This is a genomic window from Burkholderia anthina, from assembly GCF_001547525.1.
Lineage (GTDB): Bacteria > Pseudomonadota > Gammaproteobacteria > Burkholderiales > Burkholderiaceae > Burkholderia > Burkholderia semiarida.
In genome coordinates this window covers 91,073-108,017 of record NZ_CM003769.1, presented here as the reverse complement: position 1 = coordinate 108,017, position 16,945 = coordinate 91,073, and the positions used below count along the sequence as shown (strand labels likewise).

Annotated in this window: 15 protein-coding genes; 2 read left to right on the top strand and 13 right to left on the bottom strand. The window is 68.7% G+C overall.

Going from position 1 to position 16,945, the window contains the following annotated elements:
* Positions 1–290: 290 nt before the first annotated feature.
* Complete coding sequence (locus WS64_RS16835; RefSeq protein ID WP_060967047.1) at positions 291–1,766, top strand: HD domain-containing phosphohydrolase; 1,476 nt, start codon at positions 291–293, stop codon at positions 1,764–1,766.
* Positions 1,767–1,887: 121 nt separating this feature from the next.
* On the opposite strand, the gene WS64_RS16830 is transcribed toward WS64_RS16835, so the two are convergent.
* From WS64_RS16830 to WS64_RS16770, 13 genes are all read right to left on the bottom strand, one after another.
* The gene (locus WS64_RS16830; RefSeq protein WP_060967046.1) at positions 1,888–2,187 is read right to left on the bottom strand and encodes a hypothetical protein; all 300 of its coding nucleotides are present in this window, start codon (positions 2,185–2,187) and stop codon (positions 1,888–1,890) included.
* A gap of 130 nt (positions 2,188–2,317) precedes the next feature.
* Positions 2,318–2,626 (bottom strand): EthD family reductase, encoded by a 309-nt coding sequence (locus WS64_RS16825; RefSeq protein WP_060967045.1) that lies wholly within the window; start codon positions 2,624–2,626, stop codon positions 2,318–2,320.
* A 60-nt stretch (positions 2,627–2,686) separates the two neighbouring features.
* Complete coding sequence (locus WS64_RS16820; RefSeq protein ID WP_060967044.1) at positions 2,687–4,168, bottom strand: MFS transporter; 1,482 nt, start codon at positions 4,166–4,168, stop codon at positions 2,687–2,689.
* 50 nt (positions 4,169–4,218) lie between these two features.
* Positions 4,219–4,815 (bottom strand): TetR/AcrR family transcriptional regulator, encoded by a 597-nt coding sequence (locus WS64_RS16815; protein ID WP_059637528.1) that lies wholly within the window; start codon positions 4,813–4,815, stop codon positions 4,219–4,221.
* Between the two features lie 313 nt (positions 4,816–5,128).
* Positions 5,129–6,586, bottom strand: a complete 1,458-nt coding sequence (locus WS64_RS16810; protein ID WP_060967043.1) for an amidase — start codon at positions 6,584–6,586, stop codon at positions 5,129–5,131.
* Between the two features lie 36 nt (positions 6,587–6,622).
* Positions 6,623–7,855 (bottom strand): MFS transporter, encoded by a 1,233-nt coding sequence (locus WS64_RS16805; RefSeq protein ID WP_060967042.1) that lies wholly within the window; start codon positions 7,853–7,855, stop codon positions 6,623–6,625.
* Positions 7,856–7,877: 22 nt separating this feature from the next.
* Positions 7,878–8,816, bottom strand: coding sequence for a SphA family protein (locus WS64_RS16800; RefSeq protein WP_060967041.1), 939 nt, complete (start codon positions 8,814–8,816; stop codon positions 7,878–7,880).
* A gap of 78 nt (positions 8,817–8,894) precedes the next feature.
* On the bottom strand, positions 8,895–9,905 hold the full coding sequence (locus WS64_RS16795; RefSeq protein WP_059577901.1) for a helix-turn-helix domain-containing protein: 1,011 nt from the start codon (positions 9,903–9,905) through the stop codon (positions 8,895–8,897).
* A gap of 218 nt (positions 9,906–10,123) precedes the next feature.
* Positions 10,124–11,596, bottom strand: a complete 1,473-nt coding sequence (locus tag WS64_RS16790) for an NAD-dependent succinate-semialdehyde dehydrogenase (protein ID WP_060967040.1) — start codon at positions 11,594–11,596, stop codon at positions 10,124–10,126.
* A gap of 107 nt (positions 11,597–11,703) precedes the next feature.
* Complete coding sequence (locus WS64_RS16785; RefSeq protein ID WP_006749694.1) at positions 11,704–12,195, bottom strand: Lrp/AsnC family transcriptional regulator; 492 nt, start codon at positions 12,193–12,195, stop codon at positions 11,704–11,706.
* Between the two features lie 84 nt (positions 12,196–12,279).
* Positions 12,280–13,680: an aspartate aminotransferase family protein gene (locus WS64_RS16780; protein ID WP_060967039.1), complete on the bottom strand. Its 1,401-nt coding sequence runs from the start codon at positions 13,678–13,680 to the stop codon at positions 12,280–12,282.
* Between the two features lie 163 nt (positions 13,681–13,843).
* Positions 13,844–14,770: a 2-hydroxyacid dehydrogenase gene (locus WS64_RS16775; RefSeq protein WP_059577909.1), complete on the bottom strand. Its 927-nt coding sequence runs from the start codon at positions 14,768–14,770 to the stop codon at positions 13,844–13,846.
* Between the two features lie 11 nt (positions 14,771–14,781).
* The gene (locus tag WS64_RS16770) at positions 14,782–15,642 is read right to left on the bottom strand and encodes a GNAT family N-acetyltransferase (protein WP_060967038.1); all 861 of its coding nucleotides are present in this window, start codon (positions 15,640–15,642) and stop codon (positions 14,782–14,784) included.
* 466 nt (positions 15,643–16,108) lie between these two features.
* Here WS64_RS16770 and WS64_RS16760 point away from each other — a divergent pair, with 466 nt between their 5' ends.
* Positions 16,109–16,777 (top strand): haloacid dehalogenase type II, encoded by a 669-nt coding sequence (locus WS64_RS16760; RefSeq protein WP_059577915.1) that lies wholly within the window; start codon positions 16,109–16,111, stop codon positions 16,775–16,777.
* The last annotated feature ends 168 nt before the right edge of the window (positions 16,778–16,945 follow it).

Genomic DNA, 16,945 nt, shown 5'->3' with positions numbered 1-16,945 from the left:
ACTCCTTCGTACATTGAATCGTCGTTCCGGCCGGCATGCAGGGTTTCCGCCATGCGGATTGGGATGCGGCGCCGACCGGATCTCCAGTGCGCCGAGTATCGCAATCGCCAGGGCCCGCCGCCATCGGTCAGATGTCCGATAGCGAAGTCCGCTGCCGGTTGTTTGCACCGATACGGGCGGACCTCGCGCCGGGCTCGCCGCGGCGAGCCGCCGACGTGCGAGCGCATGCACGCCGCCACACCGTCGCGTATGATCGTTTTCCCGCCCTCGCGAATGTCTCCACCTGCCCAATGTCCGACGCCGAAGCCCGTCACGCCCCGCTGCGCATAGTCGACGCCGTACGCGCGCTGGCCTTCATCGGCGATCTCAGCATGGGCCAACCGACCGACCATTCGCCGCGCACCGGCTGGCTGGCTGCCCAGCTCGCGCACGCAGCACGATTCGACGCATCGGTGTGCGACACGGCTCGCGAGGTGGCGCTGTTGCGCTGGTCGGGCTGCACGGCGAACGCGGCGGGCTTCGCGCAGGTATTCGGCGACGACGTCGCGATCCGCGCCGCGATGCTCGAGAGCCGGCCCGGCATGGCCGAAGCGATCGGCGGCGCGGGTGTCGCGCTGATCCCGCTCGCGCAGATTCATTGCGAAGTCTCGGGCGAGGTCGCGCGAATACTCGGTCTGTCCAGCGCAACGGAAACCGCGCTGCGCCACATTTTCGAAACCTGGGACGGCAACGGGCTGCCCGCACGGCTCGTGCGCGAACAGGTGCCGCCCGCCGTGTCGATCGTCGCGCTGGCGGGCGACCTCGACGTGTTCAGCCGCACGTACGGCATCGAACGGGCCCTCGAATTGATCGGCCAACGCGCGGGGTCACGCTATCCGTCCGTGCTCGTCGAGACGGCTGCGCGCGACGCATCGCGCTGGCTGGCGGCGCTCGAACACATGGCGCCCGCCGACCTGGAAGCAGCATTGGCCACGCCGGACATGCAGGGCGCGACGTCCGCCGAATTGATTGCGGACGTCATCGATCTGAAACTGCCGTGGATGACGGGTTTTTCGCGGTCGGTCGCCGCGACGGCGGCCGCCTGTTACGGCCGGCTCTCGCCGGACGAGGCCGGGCGCGAACGCGTGTACCGCGCCGGGCTGATTCATGGCATCGGCAGGGCCGCGGTGCCGAACGACGTGTGGAATCTGCCGACGCGGCTGCCCGCGAGCGCGTGGGAAAAGGTGCGACTCGTGCCGTACTGGACGGAGCGCGCCGGCAGGCAGACCGGCGCACTCGGCGAAGCCGCGGTGCTTGCGTCGTATGCCTACGAGCGGCAGGACGGTTCGGGCTATTTTCGCGGCGCGCGCGATGCGGCGCTGACGCTGGAAGCGCGTGTGCTGGCGGCGTCGCTCGCGTGGGTCGCGTTGCGCTCGGCGCGTCCGTGGCGCGCGGCGCTGAGCGATGCGGCCGCCGCCGGCCAGTTGCAGGAAGAAGCGGCGTGCGGCCGGCTATGCGGTGAAGTGGTGGCCGCGCTCGTGACGGGCGAGCGGCCCGCGCTCCGGCGTACCGCCACGCGCCTGTCGTCCGCCGGCCCGCGCCTGTCCGCGCGGGAAATCGACGTCCTGCGGGCGATCTCCCGCGGCGCGAGCAACAAGCAGGTCGCGCAGGCGCTCGCGATGAGCCCGAGCACGGTGCGCACCCACGTCGAGAAGGCATTCCGGAAGCTCGAATGTTCGACGCGCGCCGCGGCGACCCTCAAGGCATCGACGCTGGGGCTGCTCTGACGCGATCCGCGATGCGGACGCTTGCGTGTGTTTGCGCGGACAGACGGCCCGGCCGGTGCGGCCTTTGAAGCCCGCTCGTCCGATGGTTTATCCCGCGTGTCGAAAACGGCGGTTGCGCCGTTCAAGTCGGCCAGTCGTTCACCCGTTTCCGCCGAGTCGTGGCCGTTGCGTCGGTGTCGGCCCAACCGTACCCCAACGCCGCGATCGCGAAGTAGACGGCACCGACGGCTTCGCACGAAAGCAGCGCGCCGGCCAGCGCGGTCCGCGCCCCGCATGAGATCGTTCGCGACGGCGCGCCCGCGTGCTTTCCGCGACGCACCGCGATGCCGATCCGAAACAGGCCAGTCACGACGGCGAGCACGCCGAACGCACGGGGCAGGCCGCTCGCCAATTCAACGATGAAGATTTGACGTACCGACATTGCAGTCATCCTCCCGGTTCATGTATTCGCGTGACGGTTGCCTATCCTGACACCCGGTCGTTCGCGGCGCTATCGGACAAGTGACCGATAGCGCCGGCCGGAACCGATGCACGGTAGCGCGCGATCGCCGTTACGGCACCCGCGAGAACACGTCCGCGATGTGCCGATCGGGCTCGATATCGGTGAACGCATCGATGTCGGCCATGACGTCTGCCGTCCGCGCGGATGCGAACGCGGCGTCCAGCGCGGCTCGATCCGTGAAGCGGCACATCGCCACGACGATCAGTTCGCTATCCTCACGTGCCGGAAAGAAAGCGTCGACGTATTCGAGCCCGTACGGTTTCCAGGATTTTTCCACGAGTGGAATGTGTTGCTCGACGTAGTAACGTGAATCGAACCGCGTGCCCGCGGCTCGGCGATAGGAAACGACGAAATACATGCGGAACCTCCAGGTCGGACTGCCACAGCGATGAGTGCCGATACGGGCGACGACGGGCGACTACGGCCGTTCGCGTTCGGCGCTGAATGCCGGCCGGGGAGCAGCCCGCATCGACGTGTGCGCGGCGGGCGCGCGTGCGAGCGAGATGCCCAGCGCGGCGCCGACAGCAAGGAAAAACGAGATCGACAGGAGTGCGACGATGAACGCGTGCGCGATGGACGCCGGATCCTCGTGCGTGCCGAGCGTCGCATAAAAAATGCCGCCGATGATCGCCACGCTGAGCGACGTGCTGACCTGCAGCGTCGAACTGGCGATGCCGGCGATCATGCCGGACAGCGCCGGTGCGACGCGCCCGGTCACCATGCGCATCAGCGTCGGCAGTGCGAGCCCTTGTCCGAAACCGATGACGAAGAGAGCGGCGGCGAGCGGTGCGGCAGCGAGCGGCATCCCGACCGGCGTGCCATCGATCAACCCTGCGAGGCCGACGAGCCCGACGATCTCCAGGCTGATGCCGAACGGATTGACGTAAGCGCCGATGACACGTGCACAGAAAGGCGTCGACAACGGGCCGAGCAGGAACCCCACGCCGAACGGCAAGAACACGAGGCCCGCGCTCAGCGCGTCGACGTGCAACGCATTCTGCAGATACACCGAGAACAGCAGGAAGAACGCGCCGATCGAATACAGCACCAGCGCGATCAGCAACGCGCGGCCCAACCCCGGTGCGCGCAGCGCGGCCGGGTCGAGCAGCGGTGCGCCGCCGCGGCCGCCCAGCCGGCGCTCGTAGCGCCAGAAGCACCACGCGAGGGCCGGCACCGCGAGCAGCGACGCCCATGCCCATACGGGCCAGCCTGCTTCGCGCCCCTCGATCAGCAGCACGATCAGCGCGCCCAGCGTCAGCATCGACAGCGCGGTGCCGCCGAGGTCGAGCTTGCGCGCGTGCTGCGCACGCGTTTCCTTCAACAGCGGAATCCCGAACAGGACGACCAGAATCGCGAGCGGCAGGTTGACGAGGAAGATCGTGCGCCAACCCAGATTCAACAGATTCAGCGAGATCAGAATCCCGCCGAGCGCCTGCCCGACCACGGCGGCGAGGCCGAACACCGCGCCGTACAAGCTGAGCGCGAGCGGCTTTTCCGATTCGGGGAAGATCGCCTGGATCGAAGCGAGCGCCTGCGGCGCCATGATCGCGGCCGTCACGCCCTGCAACGCGCGACCGACGATGAGCGTCGACGGCGAACTCGCGAGACCGCACAGCGTCGAGGCGATCGCAAAGCCGATCAACCCGAGAAAAAACACGCGGCCGCGGCCGAACAGGTCGCCCAATCGCCCGCCGGTGATCAGCGTCACCGCGTACAGGCCCGCATACGACGAAATGACGAGTTGCTCGGCCGACGACGAGGCGCCCAGTTCCGCGCGAATCGACGGCAGCGCGACGTTGACGATGAAGAAATCCAGCGGCGGCAGGAACGCGCCGACGAGCAGAACCGAAAACATGGCCCAGCGACGCGGGTCGGGTGATACGGGGTCATTCCGTGACATGGACGGCTCTCCATACGGAACTATTCGGTTCCAAATTGGGTAAAAAAATATCAGTCGAGGATGCGCATCGTGCGGTCGACCAGCGCGAGCATGTCGCTTTCGGCCACGCCGGTTTTCCCCAGCACGCGCATGCCCTCGATCTGGCAGACAAGCAAACGTGCCAGCACCTGTTCGTCCTGCTCGGGGATCTCGCCGCTCGCCTGGCCGCGGACGATCGCGCCCGCATAGAGTTGCTGCAGGCGCCGGAACAGGCGCCCCGTGCGTTCCGCGACATCGGCGTCGCGTGCGGCCAGTTCGGTGGTCATCGCGACGGCGAGACATCCCCGCCGGCCTGCGTCGCCGACGGAGAGCCGCGCATAGCGCAGCAGCGAGTCGCGAATCGCATTCTTCACGGGCCCCGGTTGCGACAGGATGTCCGCGGTCGCCTTGAGCCCGTCGGCCATATACAGATCGAGCGCCGCCAGCAGCAGCGCCTTCTTGTCGCCGAACGCCTTGTACAGGCTGCCGCGAGACAGGCCGGTGCCGGCGATCAGGTCGGGCAGGGACGCGCCTTCATAGCCGCGATCCCAGAAAACGTCCATCGCGTCGCGCGCGGCATCGCCAAGTTCGAATTCGCGGGGACGGCCCACGCCAGCGGGTTTTGCCATTGATCGGTTTCGCAAACGATGCGGTGCCTGAAGTTGGATTCATTATATGGACCGATCGGTTCCGATGTCAACGCGTGTATGTCGGCCGGGTGCGGCGATGGCCGTCCTCGCGGGCGGCGCGGATTCATCCGATCAGTCGAGCCCGCCCTGGCACGGATTCCGGCACGGCCGCCGCCGCCGGTGGGGCGGTAGCGCGTTCGCGCGACGCTACGCTCGGCCGCGGCTGGCACACCGACTGCTTCGACCACCGATGATCGTCGCACGCGAGGCTCAAACCCGGCTGCCGTGCACCTGCCGCTCGCCACCGAACCGGTCACGCGCCCGACAGCCCGACGCACACCGGCGGGGCTCGATCGGCCCACGGCGCGGCGCGTTCGAGCTGAGCGGCGAGCGAGAACAGCAGCGACTCCGCGCCGAATGCCCCCGCGAACTGGCTGCCGATCGGCAAACCTTGTTCGTCCCAATAAAGCGGCACCGACATCGCGGGCTGGCCGGTCGCGTTGAACCACGCGGTGAACGGCGAAAACCGATGCGACCGATCGATGACGTCGCTCAACGATTGCGCGTCGTCCACCGTCGCGAGGGCGGCTGGCGCGAGCGGCGGCATCGCGAGCGTCGGCGTCAGCAACACGTCGTAGCGTTCCATCAACCGGCCGAACGTCCTGCCCAACGCATGGATCCAGTCGACCGCGCTTGCGTATTCGGCGCCGCTCACGTTGCCCTTTTCGCGCAGGATGATGCGGGTACGCGCCTCGATTTCGTCGTCGCGTACCGGCGCGTTTCGCTGAGCGCCGATCGTGTCGAGCAGCGCGCGCGTTTGCGCGCCGATGATCGTGAACACGTGGCCATAGAATGCGGCCGAATCGACGGGACTGTCGAGCGGTTCGACGTCATGTCCGAGCGAGCGCAGCAACGCGACGGTATGGTCCAGTGCGGTCCGGCATGCCGGATGAAGCGGCCACGGCGGCGCCTGCTCGATCACGGCGATTCTCAGCGGCCGCGGATCGCGCTGCGTGGCCGCGAGAAACGTGTCGGCCTGATGCGGCGACGCATAGGGCGCGCCGATATCGGCGCCGGCGGTCAGGTCCAGTAGCGCGGCGCTGTCGCGGACCGAGCGCGTGATCGCGTGATTGATGCCCATGCCGGCCCATCCCTCGCCGATCATCGGGCCATTCGGCGTTCGGCCGCGCGTCGGCTTCAGCCCGAATACGCCGCAGCAGGACGCGGGCACCCGCAGCGAGCCGCCGCCGTCGTTGCCGTGCGCGAACGGCAGCACGCGGGCGGCGACGAGCGCCGCCGCGGCGCCGCTCGAACCGCCGGCGCTCACGTGCGGATGCCACGGATTGCGCGTGACGCCGAAACGCGCCGACGACGTGCAATACGACGTGCCCAGTTCCGGCGACAACGAGGTTCCCGCGATCGGTATGCCGGCCCGCCGCAGACGGGCCACGAGTTCGCCGTCGAAGTCCGGCCGGTAGTCGCCGAACAAAAACGATCCGTTCGACATCCGCGCGCCGCGCACGGGCATGAACAGGTCCTTGATCAGCGTCGGGACGCCGGCGAGCACGCTTTCGTGCCCGGTGACGGACGACGCGGCCTGTCTCGCCGGGTCGTCGAGTCGTTCCGCCACGGCATTCAGCGCGGGGTCGAGCGTATCGAGACTGGCAAGCACGGCGTCCAGCAATTCGGTCGGCCGTACTTCTTTTGCACGGACGAGCGCCGCGAGGGCGATGCCGTCGTGCGTGGCGATGAGCGCCTGAAAATCTTTCATGGGTCTAGGGTTCGGGAACGGGAAAACGTGAATGGGTCATGCGTCGTCGCGACGGCGAAGCGCCGGCAACAACCACGACAATGCGGCGACGGCCGTGCCCGACGCAATCGCGCACACCGCCGCGCGCAACCCGCCGAATGCCTGCGCACAGCCCAGCACGACGAGCGGGCTGACGAACTGGCCCAGATAGAGCGCGGCCGTGAAACCGCCCAGGCCGCGGCCGCGCATCGCGAGCGACAGCGTGCGCATCAGCGGCAGAATCGCATTGGGCACCAGCATGCCGCCGCCGAAGCCGTGAATCACGACCGCCACGACGATGGCTGGCACCGTATGCGCGCGGGCCAGCAAGAACAGGCCCGCCGCGAGCAGCGCCAGGAGCACGACGTTGACGAAGCGGCGGCCGAGCGCATCGCGCAACCAGGGCCACGCGATCGAACCGGCCAGCGTCGACAGCAGGCCGACGCCCGCGACCGCACCGATCATCGTCGACGAGCGCTGACCGATGTCGACCATCAACTGCGGCATCTGCACCGGCACCACGAACGAACCGACCATGCCGATGCAGATCAGCCCGTAGCCGACCGCGAGCGTCGGCGCGAGCCGGTTGCCGGCCGGCGGCGTGTCGCTGTCGGCCGGCTCGGCGGGCAGGCCGTCGCGTAGCGGTTCCCACAGCACGGTCGCAATCGCCGGCACGAGCAGGATCGGCAACAGGTACAGATAGAACGGATAGCGCCACGCGTGCTCGCCGGCTGCGCCGCCGAGCACGAAAAACACCGTTCCCACGATCCCGATCGTGACGACCTGCCGGTTCACGTAGCGCACCCGTTGTTCGCCATGCCAGTAATCGCCGATCAGCGTCGTGCAGCAGGTCATCACGCACGCTTCCGCCGCGCCGAGCGCGAGCCGGCACACAAGGATCGCGGCGAGGCTGTCGAGCCACGCCGGCGCCGCGCCGACGAGCCCATACACGAGCGTCGCGAGCAACAGCAACATCTTGCGTCCGACGCGATCGGCCAGCCAGCCGGCGAGCGGCGCGCACAGCGCGATCGCGAGCGCGGGGCCGGTCGCGACGAGCGGGACGAGCGCGGCCAGCCGCGGGTCGGCCGGCACGAATTCCGCCGCGAGTTTCGGCAGGATCGGTGCGATCATGACTGCGCCCATCACGGTGAGACTGCTGCCGAGCAGCAGCACGGCGCCCTGGCGGGTACCGGCCTGTCGGGCGGTATGCGTATAGGCGGGCGCGGATTGCGTTGAGGAAAGCGGATTCATCGACGGCTCCCGAATCGGAACATCAGAACGACAGCGCGGCACGCAGCGCGACCTGGTAACCCTGCGCGCGGTTCTGCGCGCCGAATTCCTTGTACGCATGCAGCCAGACCGCGGGCTTGCCCGGCTCGACGTAGCTGATCGCCGGGCCCAGCGCATTCACGCGCGCACGGTTGCCGTCGACGTTCGGGCCGTGGTCGTTGCTCAACTGCCGCTCGATGTAGCCGCCCAAGCCCGCCGTGAACGGGCCGATGTGCTGGCCGAGCGCGAATTCCTGGCGTAATCCGGTGCCGCTGCGATAGTTGGTTGCGCGGTTCGTCGTGTTCTGATCGATCTCGATGCTGGTCGAGATTTCGAATCCGCTATCGGTGATGTACGTCGCGCCGATGATGGGCGAGAAGGTCCAGTGGTTGACGCCGGGATTGAAGAGGCGGGCGGCGCGATACGCGCCCGTCGGCGCCTGCACTTGCAGGGCGACGTTGACGAACAGGTTCGGCGAGGTCCATGCGAGGATCAGCGGCTGGAAGTCCGCATCGCCGATGTTGGTCGGATCGGCCGACATCGCGAGCGTGCCGGCCGGCGTCGGTACGTTCACGTGCCCGTTCAGGTTCAGGAACGGCACGACCGCACCGAAGCCGACGTTCGCGCCGAACAGTTTCGCGTTCGTCATCCGGATGTACGCCAGGCTCCAGGACGCGACCGTCAGCGAGAAGTCGGCATTGCCGCCGTTGCGGATCGTGCGGGTCGAGTAGTACGCGAAGCGGGTGGCGAGCGTGCCGTTCGGCGTGGGCGGCGGCGTGATGCCCGCGCCGAAATCGAATACGCCGAACGGCGTGATCGGGCCGTCGTTTTCGAGCGCGTGGGCGTGCTGGCAGGCGAGCGTGGCCGCCAACGTGCCGATCGCGACGGCGGTGGTGCGTGTGCGGCAGCGCCGCACGCCGTGCGGACGTCTGAGGATTTCCATCGTGCCGTTCCCCGTACAGTTGAAATGTGTACGGAGTCTAGGAACGTCAAAATCCGGGGCGTTATCCGCTTTTGGTAATTATCGCGGTGGGCGTTTGAGCGTGTCGGACGGCAGTTCGCCGAACAGTTCCCGGTAGTGCGACGCGAACCGGCTCAGGTGCCAGAAGCCCCAGCGGCACGCGACATCGCTGACCGACGCGCTCGCCGGGGAATGTTCGCGCAGTTCGCGGCGCACCGCGTTCAGCCGCAGCACGCGCAGGTACCACGCGGGGTGCGTGCCGAGGATTTCCTCGAAGCAATACTGCAATTTGCGCCGGCTCGCGCCGACTTCGCGGCATACGTCCAGCACGGTCAACGGAACATCGGGCCGCGCCGCGACGAGTTCGCGTACGCGATCGACGACGCGGTGCCGCGCGGACGGCTCGAGCCGGACGGGGCGGCCGGCCGCCTCCATCGCGTGCACGAGTTCGACCAGAATGGCGTCGCGCAGCGACTTGCCTGTGTGCGGCCGCGTGAGCGGGCGCTCCGGCGTATCGGCCGCGTCGAAGCCGGCCATCAGCAACGAGGTCAACACGTGATGGCGCGCGGCGGGCACCCGCAGGATGCGGGTGTCGCCCGACGATACGCGGTCGCCGTCTTCGTCCCGATCGCCGAGCCACGCCAGTCGGTGCAGCGTGTCGTTGGGCACCGTCAACAGCACCACGTCCTGATGGTCGGGCGTGCGCAGTTCCGGCAGCGCGGTGCCGCCGGAGACGAGCAGGGCCTTGTCGCGCAGCGGCGCGCCGCCGCAGAAGCCGGCGCCAGCGGTTTCCAGCGGGATGCTGAACGACGTCCTGCCGGCGCATTGGTTGCCGCGCTTGAGCAGCGCGCGGTTCACGCGTTCGCGCAGCAATTGCATGCCGTCGAAGCGGATTTCGTGCAGCGTGCCGCGGAACGGCCCGGGCGACAACTGATCGAGCCGGATCGACCAGCCGTGCGTGCATTCCGCGTGGGTATCGACATCCTCGCTGGCGAAGCGCCGGATCAACGGCAGCGCGTCAGGCGCGGTGTCGGCAAGGCTTGCGGCGGACGACAGCGGAGCGGAATGCATGGCGAGTGCGGCGGTGGACGAGGCGTCCGCCGACAATGCGCACACAAATTCCGGTTGGCAATGCGTTTTTACCCGGGGCGGCGGGTACGACTCCGCCGGGGACGACGGGGTGACGCGTCGCGCACGCATGATTCGGCATGGCGCTCGCACCGGCCGCCTCGTTGCACCCACACCCGCAAGGACACGCCAACGGGAGCGGAACGCGCGGCGACCCCGGTTCAGTCGAGCCCGCCCTGGCACAGATACTTGATCGACAGATAATCGTCGAGGCCATAGCGCGAGCCTTCGCGGCCATAGCCCGATTCCTTCACGCCGCCGAACGGCGCGGCCTCGCTCGCGAGCGCGCCTTCGTTGATGCCGACGATGCCCGTTTCGAGCCGTGCCGACACGCGCGCGATGCGCCGCACGTCCTGCGTGTAGAAATACGCGGCGAGCCCGAACGGCGTGTCGTTCGCGGCATCGACCGCTTCGTCCTCGGTATCGAAGCGGAACAGCGCGGCGATCGGGCCGAAGGTTTCCTCGCAGGTGAGCTGCATGTCGGCGGTGGCGTCGGCGAGCACCGTCGGTGCATAGAAGTTCGCGCCGAGCTCGGTCAGGCGCTTGCCGCCCGTCAGCACACGCGCGCCGCGTTCGACGGCATCGCCGACGTGGCGCGCGATCTTGTCGACCGCACGCGCGTTGATCATCGGGCCGATCTGCGCGTCCGGATCGGTCGCCGGCGCGACCTTCAGCGCGGCCACGCGCGCGGCGAGCTTCTGCGCGAACGCATCGTAGACGCCGGCCTGCACGTACACGCGATTCGGCGACACGCAGGTCTGCCCGCCGTTGCGGAATTTGGCAGCCATCAGCCCGTCGACCGCGGCATCGAGCTCGGCGTCGTCGAACACGATGAACGGCGCATTGCCGCCAAGCTCCAGCGACAGCTTCTTCAACGTCGCCGCCGATTCGCGCGCGAGCAGCTTGCCGACGGGCGTCGAGCCGGTGAACGTGATCTTGCGCACGCGGCCGTCGGCGAGCCAGTCCGCCGCGGCGTCGATGCCGCGTTCGCGCGACGCGGTGATCAGGTTCAGCACGCCGGCCGGCACGCCGGCTTCCTGCGCGAGAAACGCGAGCGCGAGCGCGGTCAGCGGCGTGTCCTCCGCCGGCTTCGCGACCACCGTGCAGCCGGCCGCGAGCGCGGGTGCGATCTTGCGCGCGATCATCGCGAGCGGGAAATTCCACGGCGTGATCGCGGCGACGACGCCGATCGGCTCCTTCACCGCGCTCAACCGCTTGCCGCGCTGCTGCTGCGGGATCAGGTCGCCATACGTGCGGGTCGCTTCCTCGGCGAACCACAGCACGTACGACGCCCCGTACGCGACTTCGCCGCGCGCTTCGGCAAGTGGCTTGCCTTGTTCGCGCGACATCAGCTTCGCGAGATCGTCGGTGTGCGCGACGATCGCCGCATGCCAGGCGCGCAGGATCGCGGCGCGTTCGCGCGCGGGCGTCGCGCGCCATGCGGGTAGCGCGCGTGCCGCAGCATCGGTCGCCGCGTGTGCGTCGGCGGCGCCGCTGTCGGGTGCGTGGGCAACGGTCTCGAGCGTCGCCGGATCGGTGACGTCGAAGCGGCGGCCGTCGTGCGCGTCGCGCCACGTGCCGTCGATCAGGTTGGCGGAGCGCAGGAGTTCGGTGCGGGTCAGCGTAAGCGGCATGGCAGGTCCTTGGATGAGGCGGTTCGGTGACGAAGGCGGCACGGCGGGGCGCGACGCCCCCTGCGCGAACAGCGGGCTGTCGCGTTCCGGGGTGACGCGGCCGTGCGTCAGTGACGTTCGCCGAACAGCGATTCGAGCGGGTAGTGCCGTTTGACGAACGGCGATTTGATGATCACGTAACTGAAATACTTCTCGATGCCGATGTTCTGCTCGAGCAGGCCTTCGACGATCGTCTGGTAATGGCTCACGCTGCGCGTGATGAACTTCAGCAGGTAGTCGTAGCCGCCGCTCGCGAGGTGGCATTCGACGATCTCGTCGACGTTGCGGATCGCCGCGACGAACCGGTCGAAATCCTCGCGGCGGTGGTCGGCCAGCGTGACCTCGGTAAACACGACCTGCACGTCGCCGAGTTTCTCGAGCTGGATGTGCGCGCCGTAGCCGCCGATGTAGCCGGCCTTCTCGAGCCGCTTCACGCGGATCAGGCATGGACTGGGCGACAGCCCGACCGCGTCGGCCAGTTCGACGTTGGTCATGCGGCCGCGCTTCTGCAACTGGGAGAGGATGCGCAGGTCGATGCGATCCAGCTTGCTGTCCGTCATGTTCACGTGAGTCGGAAAAATGGAATGTCCGGTTACTTTAGAGTCGAACGATGGCCACCACAAGCCCGGCTTTCCCTTGGCCCGTCAGGCCGGCTGCGCATGCGCGGCGTCGAGCGCGCGCTGCACGCCGGCGTCGGCCAGCACGTCGTCGAGCGTCTTGCGCACACGTTCGAACAGCAGGTCGAATTCGCCTGCGGTGAAGCTCAGCGCCGGCGCGAAGCCGAGCACGCCGTCGCCGAACGCGCGGAACACCACGCCGTTCGCGTACGCGGCCGCCGCGATCTTGTCCGGCACGTTCAGCGCCGGGTCGAAGCGCGTCTTGCGCGCCTTGTCGGTCACCAGTTCGAGCGCGCCGAGCAGGCCGATCGAGCGTGCGTCGCCGACGAGCGGATGCGCGCGCAGCGCATCGAGCCCGGCCGCGAAGCGCGGCGCCATCGCCTGGCCGTTCGCGAGCAGCCCGCCCTCGTGATAGAGCTTCAGCACCTCGAGGCCGATGGCCGCGCTCACCGGATGCGCGGAATACGTGTGGCCGTGCCCGACCACCGGCGAATCGGCGCGATCGCCCGCGATCCCTTCGTAGATTTCGTCGGACATCAGCACCGCGCCCATCGGCGCATAGCCGGCGGTCAGTCCCTTCGCGACGGTCATCAGGTCCGGATCGACCTGTTCGGCCTCGCATGCGAACAGCGGGCCCGTGCGGCCGAAGCCGGTGATCACCTCGTCGGCGACGAACAGGATGCCGAGGCGCCGGCACGCGTCGCGCATCGCCTTCAGCCAGCCGGCCGGCGGCACGATCACGCCGCCGGAGCCCTGTACGGGCTCGCAGAAGAAGGCGGCGACGTTGTCCGCGCCGAGTTCGGCGACCTTCGCCTCGAGCGCGGCGACCGACGCGGCGATCAGCGCCTGCGGATCGTCGCCGAGCGGATGGCGGTACGGGTAGGGCGACGGAATATGGTGCTGGTCCGCGCGCGGCAGGTCGAAATGACGGTGGAACGCCGGCAGCGCGGTGAGGCCGGCGCCGATCGACGACGAGCCGTGATAGCCGCGTTCCAGCGCGATCATCTGCTTCTTCGACGGGCGGCCGGTCGCGTTGAAATAGTGCGTGATGAAACGGATCGCGGAATCGACCGCGTCCGAGCCGCCGAGCGTGAAGTACACGCGGTTCAGCGACGGCGGCGCCAGCGCGGCGAGCCGCTCGGCGAGCTCGATCGCCGGCTGCGAGCCGAAATGGAAATAGCCGGTCGCGTAGGGCAGCTTCGCCAACTGGTCGGCGGCGGCTTTCACGATGCTGTCGCGGCCGTAGCCGACGTTCACGCACCACAGGCCCGAGAACGCGTCGAGCAGCGTGTGGCCCGCGGCGTCGCGCAGGAACACGCCGTCCGAGGATTCCAGCACGGTGACGCCGCGCGCCTCGTGCGCACGGTAATTGACGACGGGGTGGATCAGGTGTTGACGATCGGCTTCGATCAGCGCGGCTTGGTTCATGGAAGGGCAGGACTCTCGTCAGGTGTCAGCGGTGAGTTCATGCTAACGGGCGAGAAATCCGCATGCGTCTTCAATTTGAGGCCCGAAACGTACGCGCGCGGCGTTTGCACGGGGCGCTTCGGCATTTTCTGCTGCGCGCCCGGCGGGCCGGGCGCGCGTCGGGTCAATAGCCGCGCGTGCGATCGACGACGCCGATCATCGGCTGGCCCGCGCGATGGCGGGCGAGGTTCGCGAGCACCGCGTCGACCGCGGTGTCGGGCCGCGTCGCGCTGGCGATGTGCGGCGTGATGCGAATGCGCGGGTGCGTCCAGAACGGATGGCCGGCCGGCAGCGGTTCGGGATCCGTCACGTCGAGGATCGCGCTGTCGAGGCGGCCGCTCGCGAGCGCCGCGAGCAGCGCCGCCGAATCCAGTTGCGGGCCGCGCCCGACCTGCACGAGCGACGCGCCGGCCGGCAGCGCATCGAACACGCGCGCGCCGAGCAGGCCGCGCGTGCTGTCGGTCAGCGGCAGCAGGCAGATCAGGATGTCGGTGCGGGCAAGGAACGCATCGAGCGCCGCGTCGCCCGCGTAGCAGTCGACGCCGTCGAGCGTGCGCGGGGTGCGGCTCCAGCCGGCGCACGGGAAACCGAAGCGCCGCAGCGTGTCGAGCACGGCCTGGCCGAGCGTGCCGAGCCCGAGCACGCCGACGCGCCGCGACGCAGCCGCGCGCACGGGATGCTCGCGCCACACCTGGTCGCGCTGCTGCGCCGCATAGTCGAACAGGTCGCGATGGATCGTCAGCACGGCCTGCGTCACGTATTCGACCATCCCTTCGACGATGCCCGGCTCGATCATCCGCACGACGGGGATGTGCGAAGGCACGCGCGACAGGTCGAACTGGTCGATGCCGGCGCCGACCGAGAACACGACTTCGAGGTTCGGCAGCAACGCGACCGGATCGTCCGGCGGCTGCCATGCGGCGAGATAGCGGACGGCTTCGGCGTCGCCGAGGTCCGGCCAGATCCGGAACGGCAGATCGGGCGCCTGTTGCGCGAAGCGCGCCGCCCACTGCGCGCCGCGCACCGGGTCGGCCTTGTAGAGAAAGCTCATCGTGCGTCCTGTCAACCGAGCGCCTGGTTCACGATCGCGTACGTGCGCAGCGCCGGGTCACGCGCGGGCGTTGCGCCGCGCGCCATCGCGACGACGGTGTCGACGCGCGGCAGCCCGAGCCCTTGCAGCCAGTCGGACAGCCCGCTGTCGCCCGGCACGTCGAGCCGCACGAACATGCCCTCGTTCAGCGCGAGCCAGTGGCTGATCAGCGCTTGCGCGCGCAGTGCATCGGGTGCGACCACCGGGCCGATCACGTGGCCGCGGCCGAACCGGCGGAACAGCGCGAAGCCGAGCAGCTCGCCGTCGCGGTCGAGCGCGATCCCGTTCGCGGCGTCGAGCAGCGCATCGATCACCGCGCCGCGTTCGTAGCCGGCGGCGCGCGACGCGAGCGCGGCGAGGCGCGGCCCGTCGTTGGTGCCGAGCGGGCGCAGGCGCTCGCCGGGCGGCAGCGAGATCAGCGGAGGCTGGAACGCGGCGCCCTGGTGCTGATCGATCGTATCGATCACGTCGAATCCGAATTTCGCGTACAGCGGCTCGCCCGCCGGCGTCGCATGCAGAAAGATGGTTCGCGTGCCGAGGCTGTCGACCACGCGGGTCATCAACTCGCGCCCGATGCCGCGGCCCTGGCGCTCGGGGGACACGATGACCATGCCGAGCGACGCGTGCGATTCGCCGAAGCGCCAGCCGAGCGCGGTGCCGACGACGCCGGTTTCGTCTTCGGCGACGAAGCCGCCGCCGAGCTGGAACACGAAGCGCCAGTCATCGAGCCGGTGCGGCAACTTGACGGCCTCCGACAGACGATGCGCGGCGGGCAGGTCCGTTTCGGCGAACGGGCGATAGGTAAGCGTGCGGGAAGGATTGAGGTCGGACACGCCGGACTCCGGATGGGTGGAAATGACTCGTTCACTCTGCCAGCGCGGTGGCGGCGCGGATAGGACGATTCGCCTGTTTTCCCGCGCCGGCGGGCGCTGGCGCGCGATCGACGCAAACCCGCGCGATCGGCGCGCACGAACGCGCGGATCGTGCCGGCGCGGCCGGTCGATCCGACCATTCGTGCTGTGGGAATGCCGCTACGATGAATACACGGCGGCAGTGCCGCCTGCGGAAGGGCCTCACCGGCAGGCGAGCCGGCCGCGGTGGCGCGGCGCCCATCGGCCGGCTCCGCGGCGCCCGCCGGATCGCACCGCAGATCGTGCTGCATGTGCCGCGCAACACGCGGCGATTCTGCGTTTTGAGCGGCGCCGAACGACGCGCGAACGACTTTTTGCCCTGATTCAATTTCGTACAACCCAGCCCGCCCCCGGCCCTGCCGGGGCTTCACACCGACAGGACGTCACCATGATCCAGTTTGAACCGAAGTACATCACCTTCGACTGCTACGGCACGCTGACCCATTTCCGGATGGCCGAGACGGCGCGCGAAATCTATGCGGACCGGCTGACGCCGGCCGCGATGGAGGCATTCGTGCGCGCGTTCGCCGCCTATCGGCTCGACGAGGTGCTCGGCGCGTGGAAGCCGTACCGCGACGTCGTCGTCAACGCGGTCCGCCGCACCTGCGCGCGGATCGGCGTGAAGTTCGACGAAGCCGAGGCCGAGCGCTTCTATCTGGCGGTGCCGACGTGGGGCCCGCACCCGGACGTGCCGGCCGGGCTGTCGCGGCTGGCGTCGAAGTACAAGCTCGTGATCCTGTCGAACGCGATGGACGAGCAGATCATGAGCAACGTCGACAAGCTCGGCGCACCGTTCCATGCCGTGTTCACCGCGCAGCAGGCGCAATCGTACAAGCCGCGGATGCAGGGCTTCGAATACATGTTCGACAAGCTCGGCTGCAAGCCGGAGGACGTGCTGCACGTGTCGTCGAGCCTGCGCTACGACCTGATGACGGCCGAGGATCTCGGGATCAAGCACAAGGCGTTCGTGAACCGCGGCCACGAGCCGGGCACGCCGTTCTACAACTATTACGAAGTGTCGGACATCGGCCATCTCGCGACGCAGCTCGGGCTGTAAGCCGCCGGCGCCGGCAGATCCATCGAACGCGCGACGGGACGCGGCCGCGATGCCGCAGGGGCCCGTCGCGTCTCGTCGCGCGTTCGTTCAGCGCACGAAGCGAGGGTAATTACCGATATTGAATCGTTCAAGGCCGGCCCGCCCGGGCCGATATATGTACCGAACGGT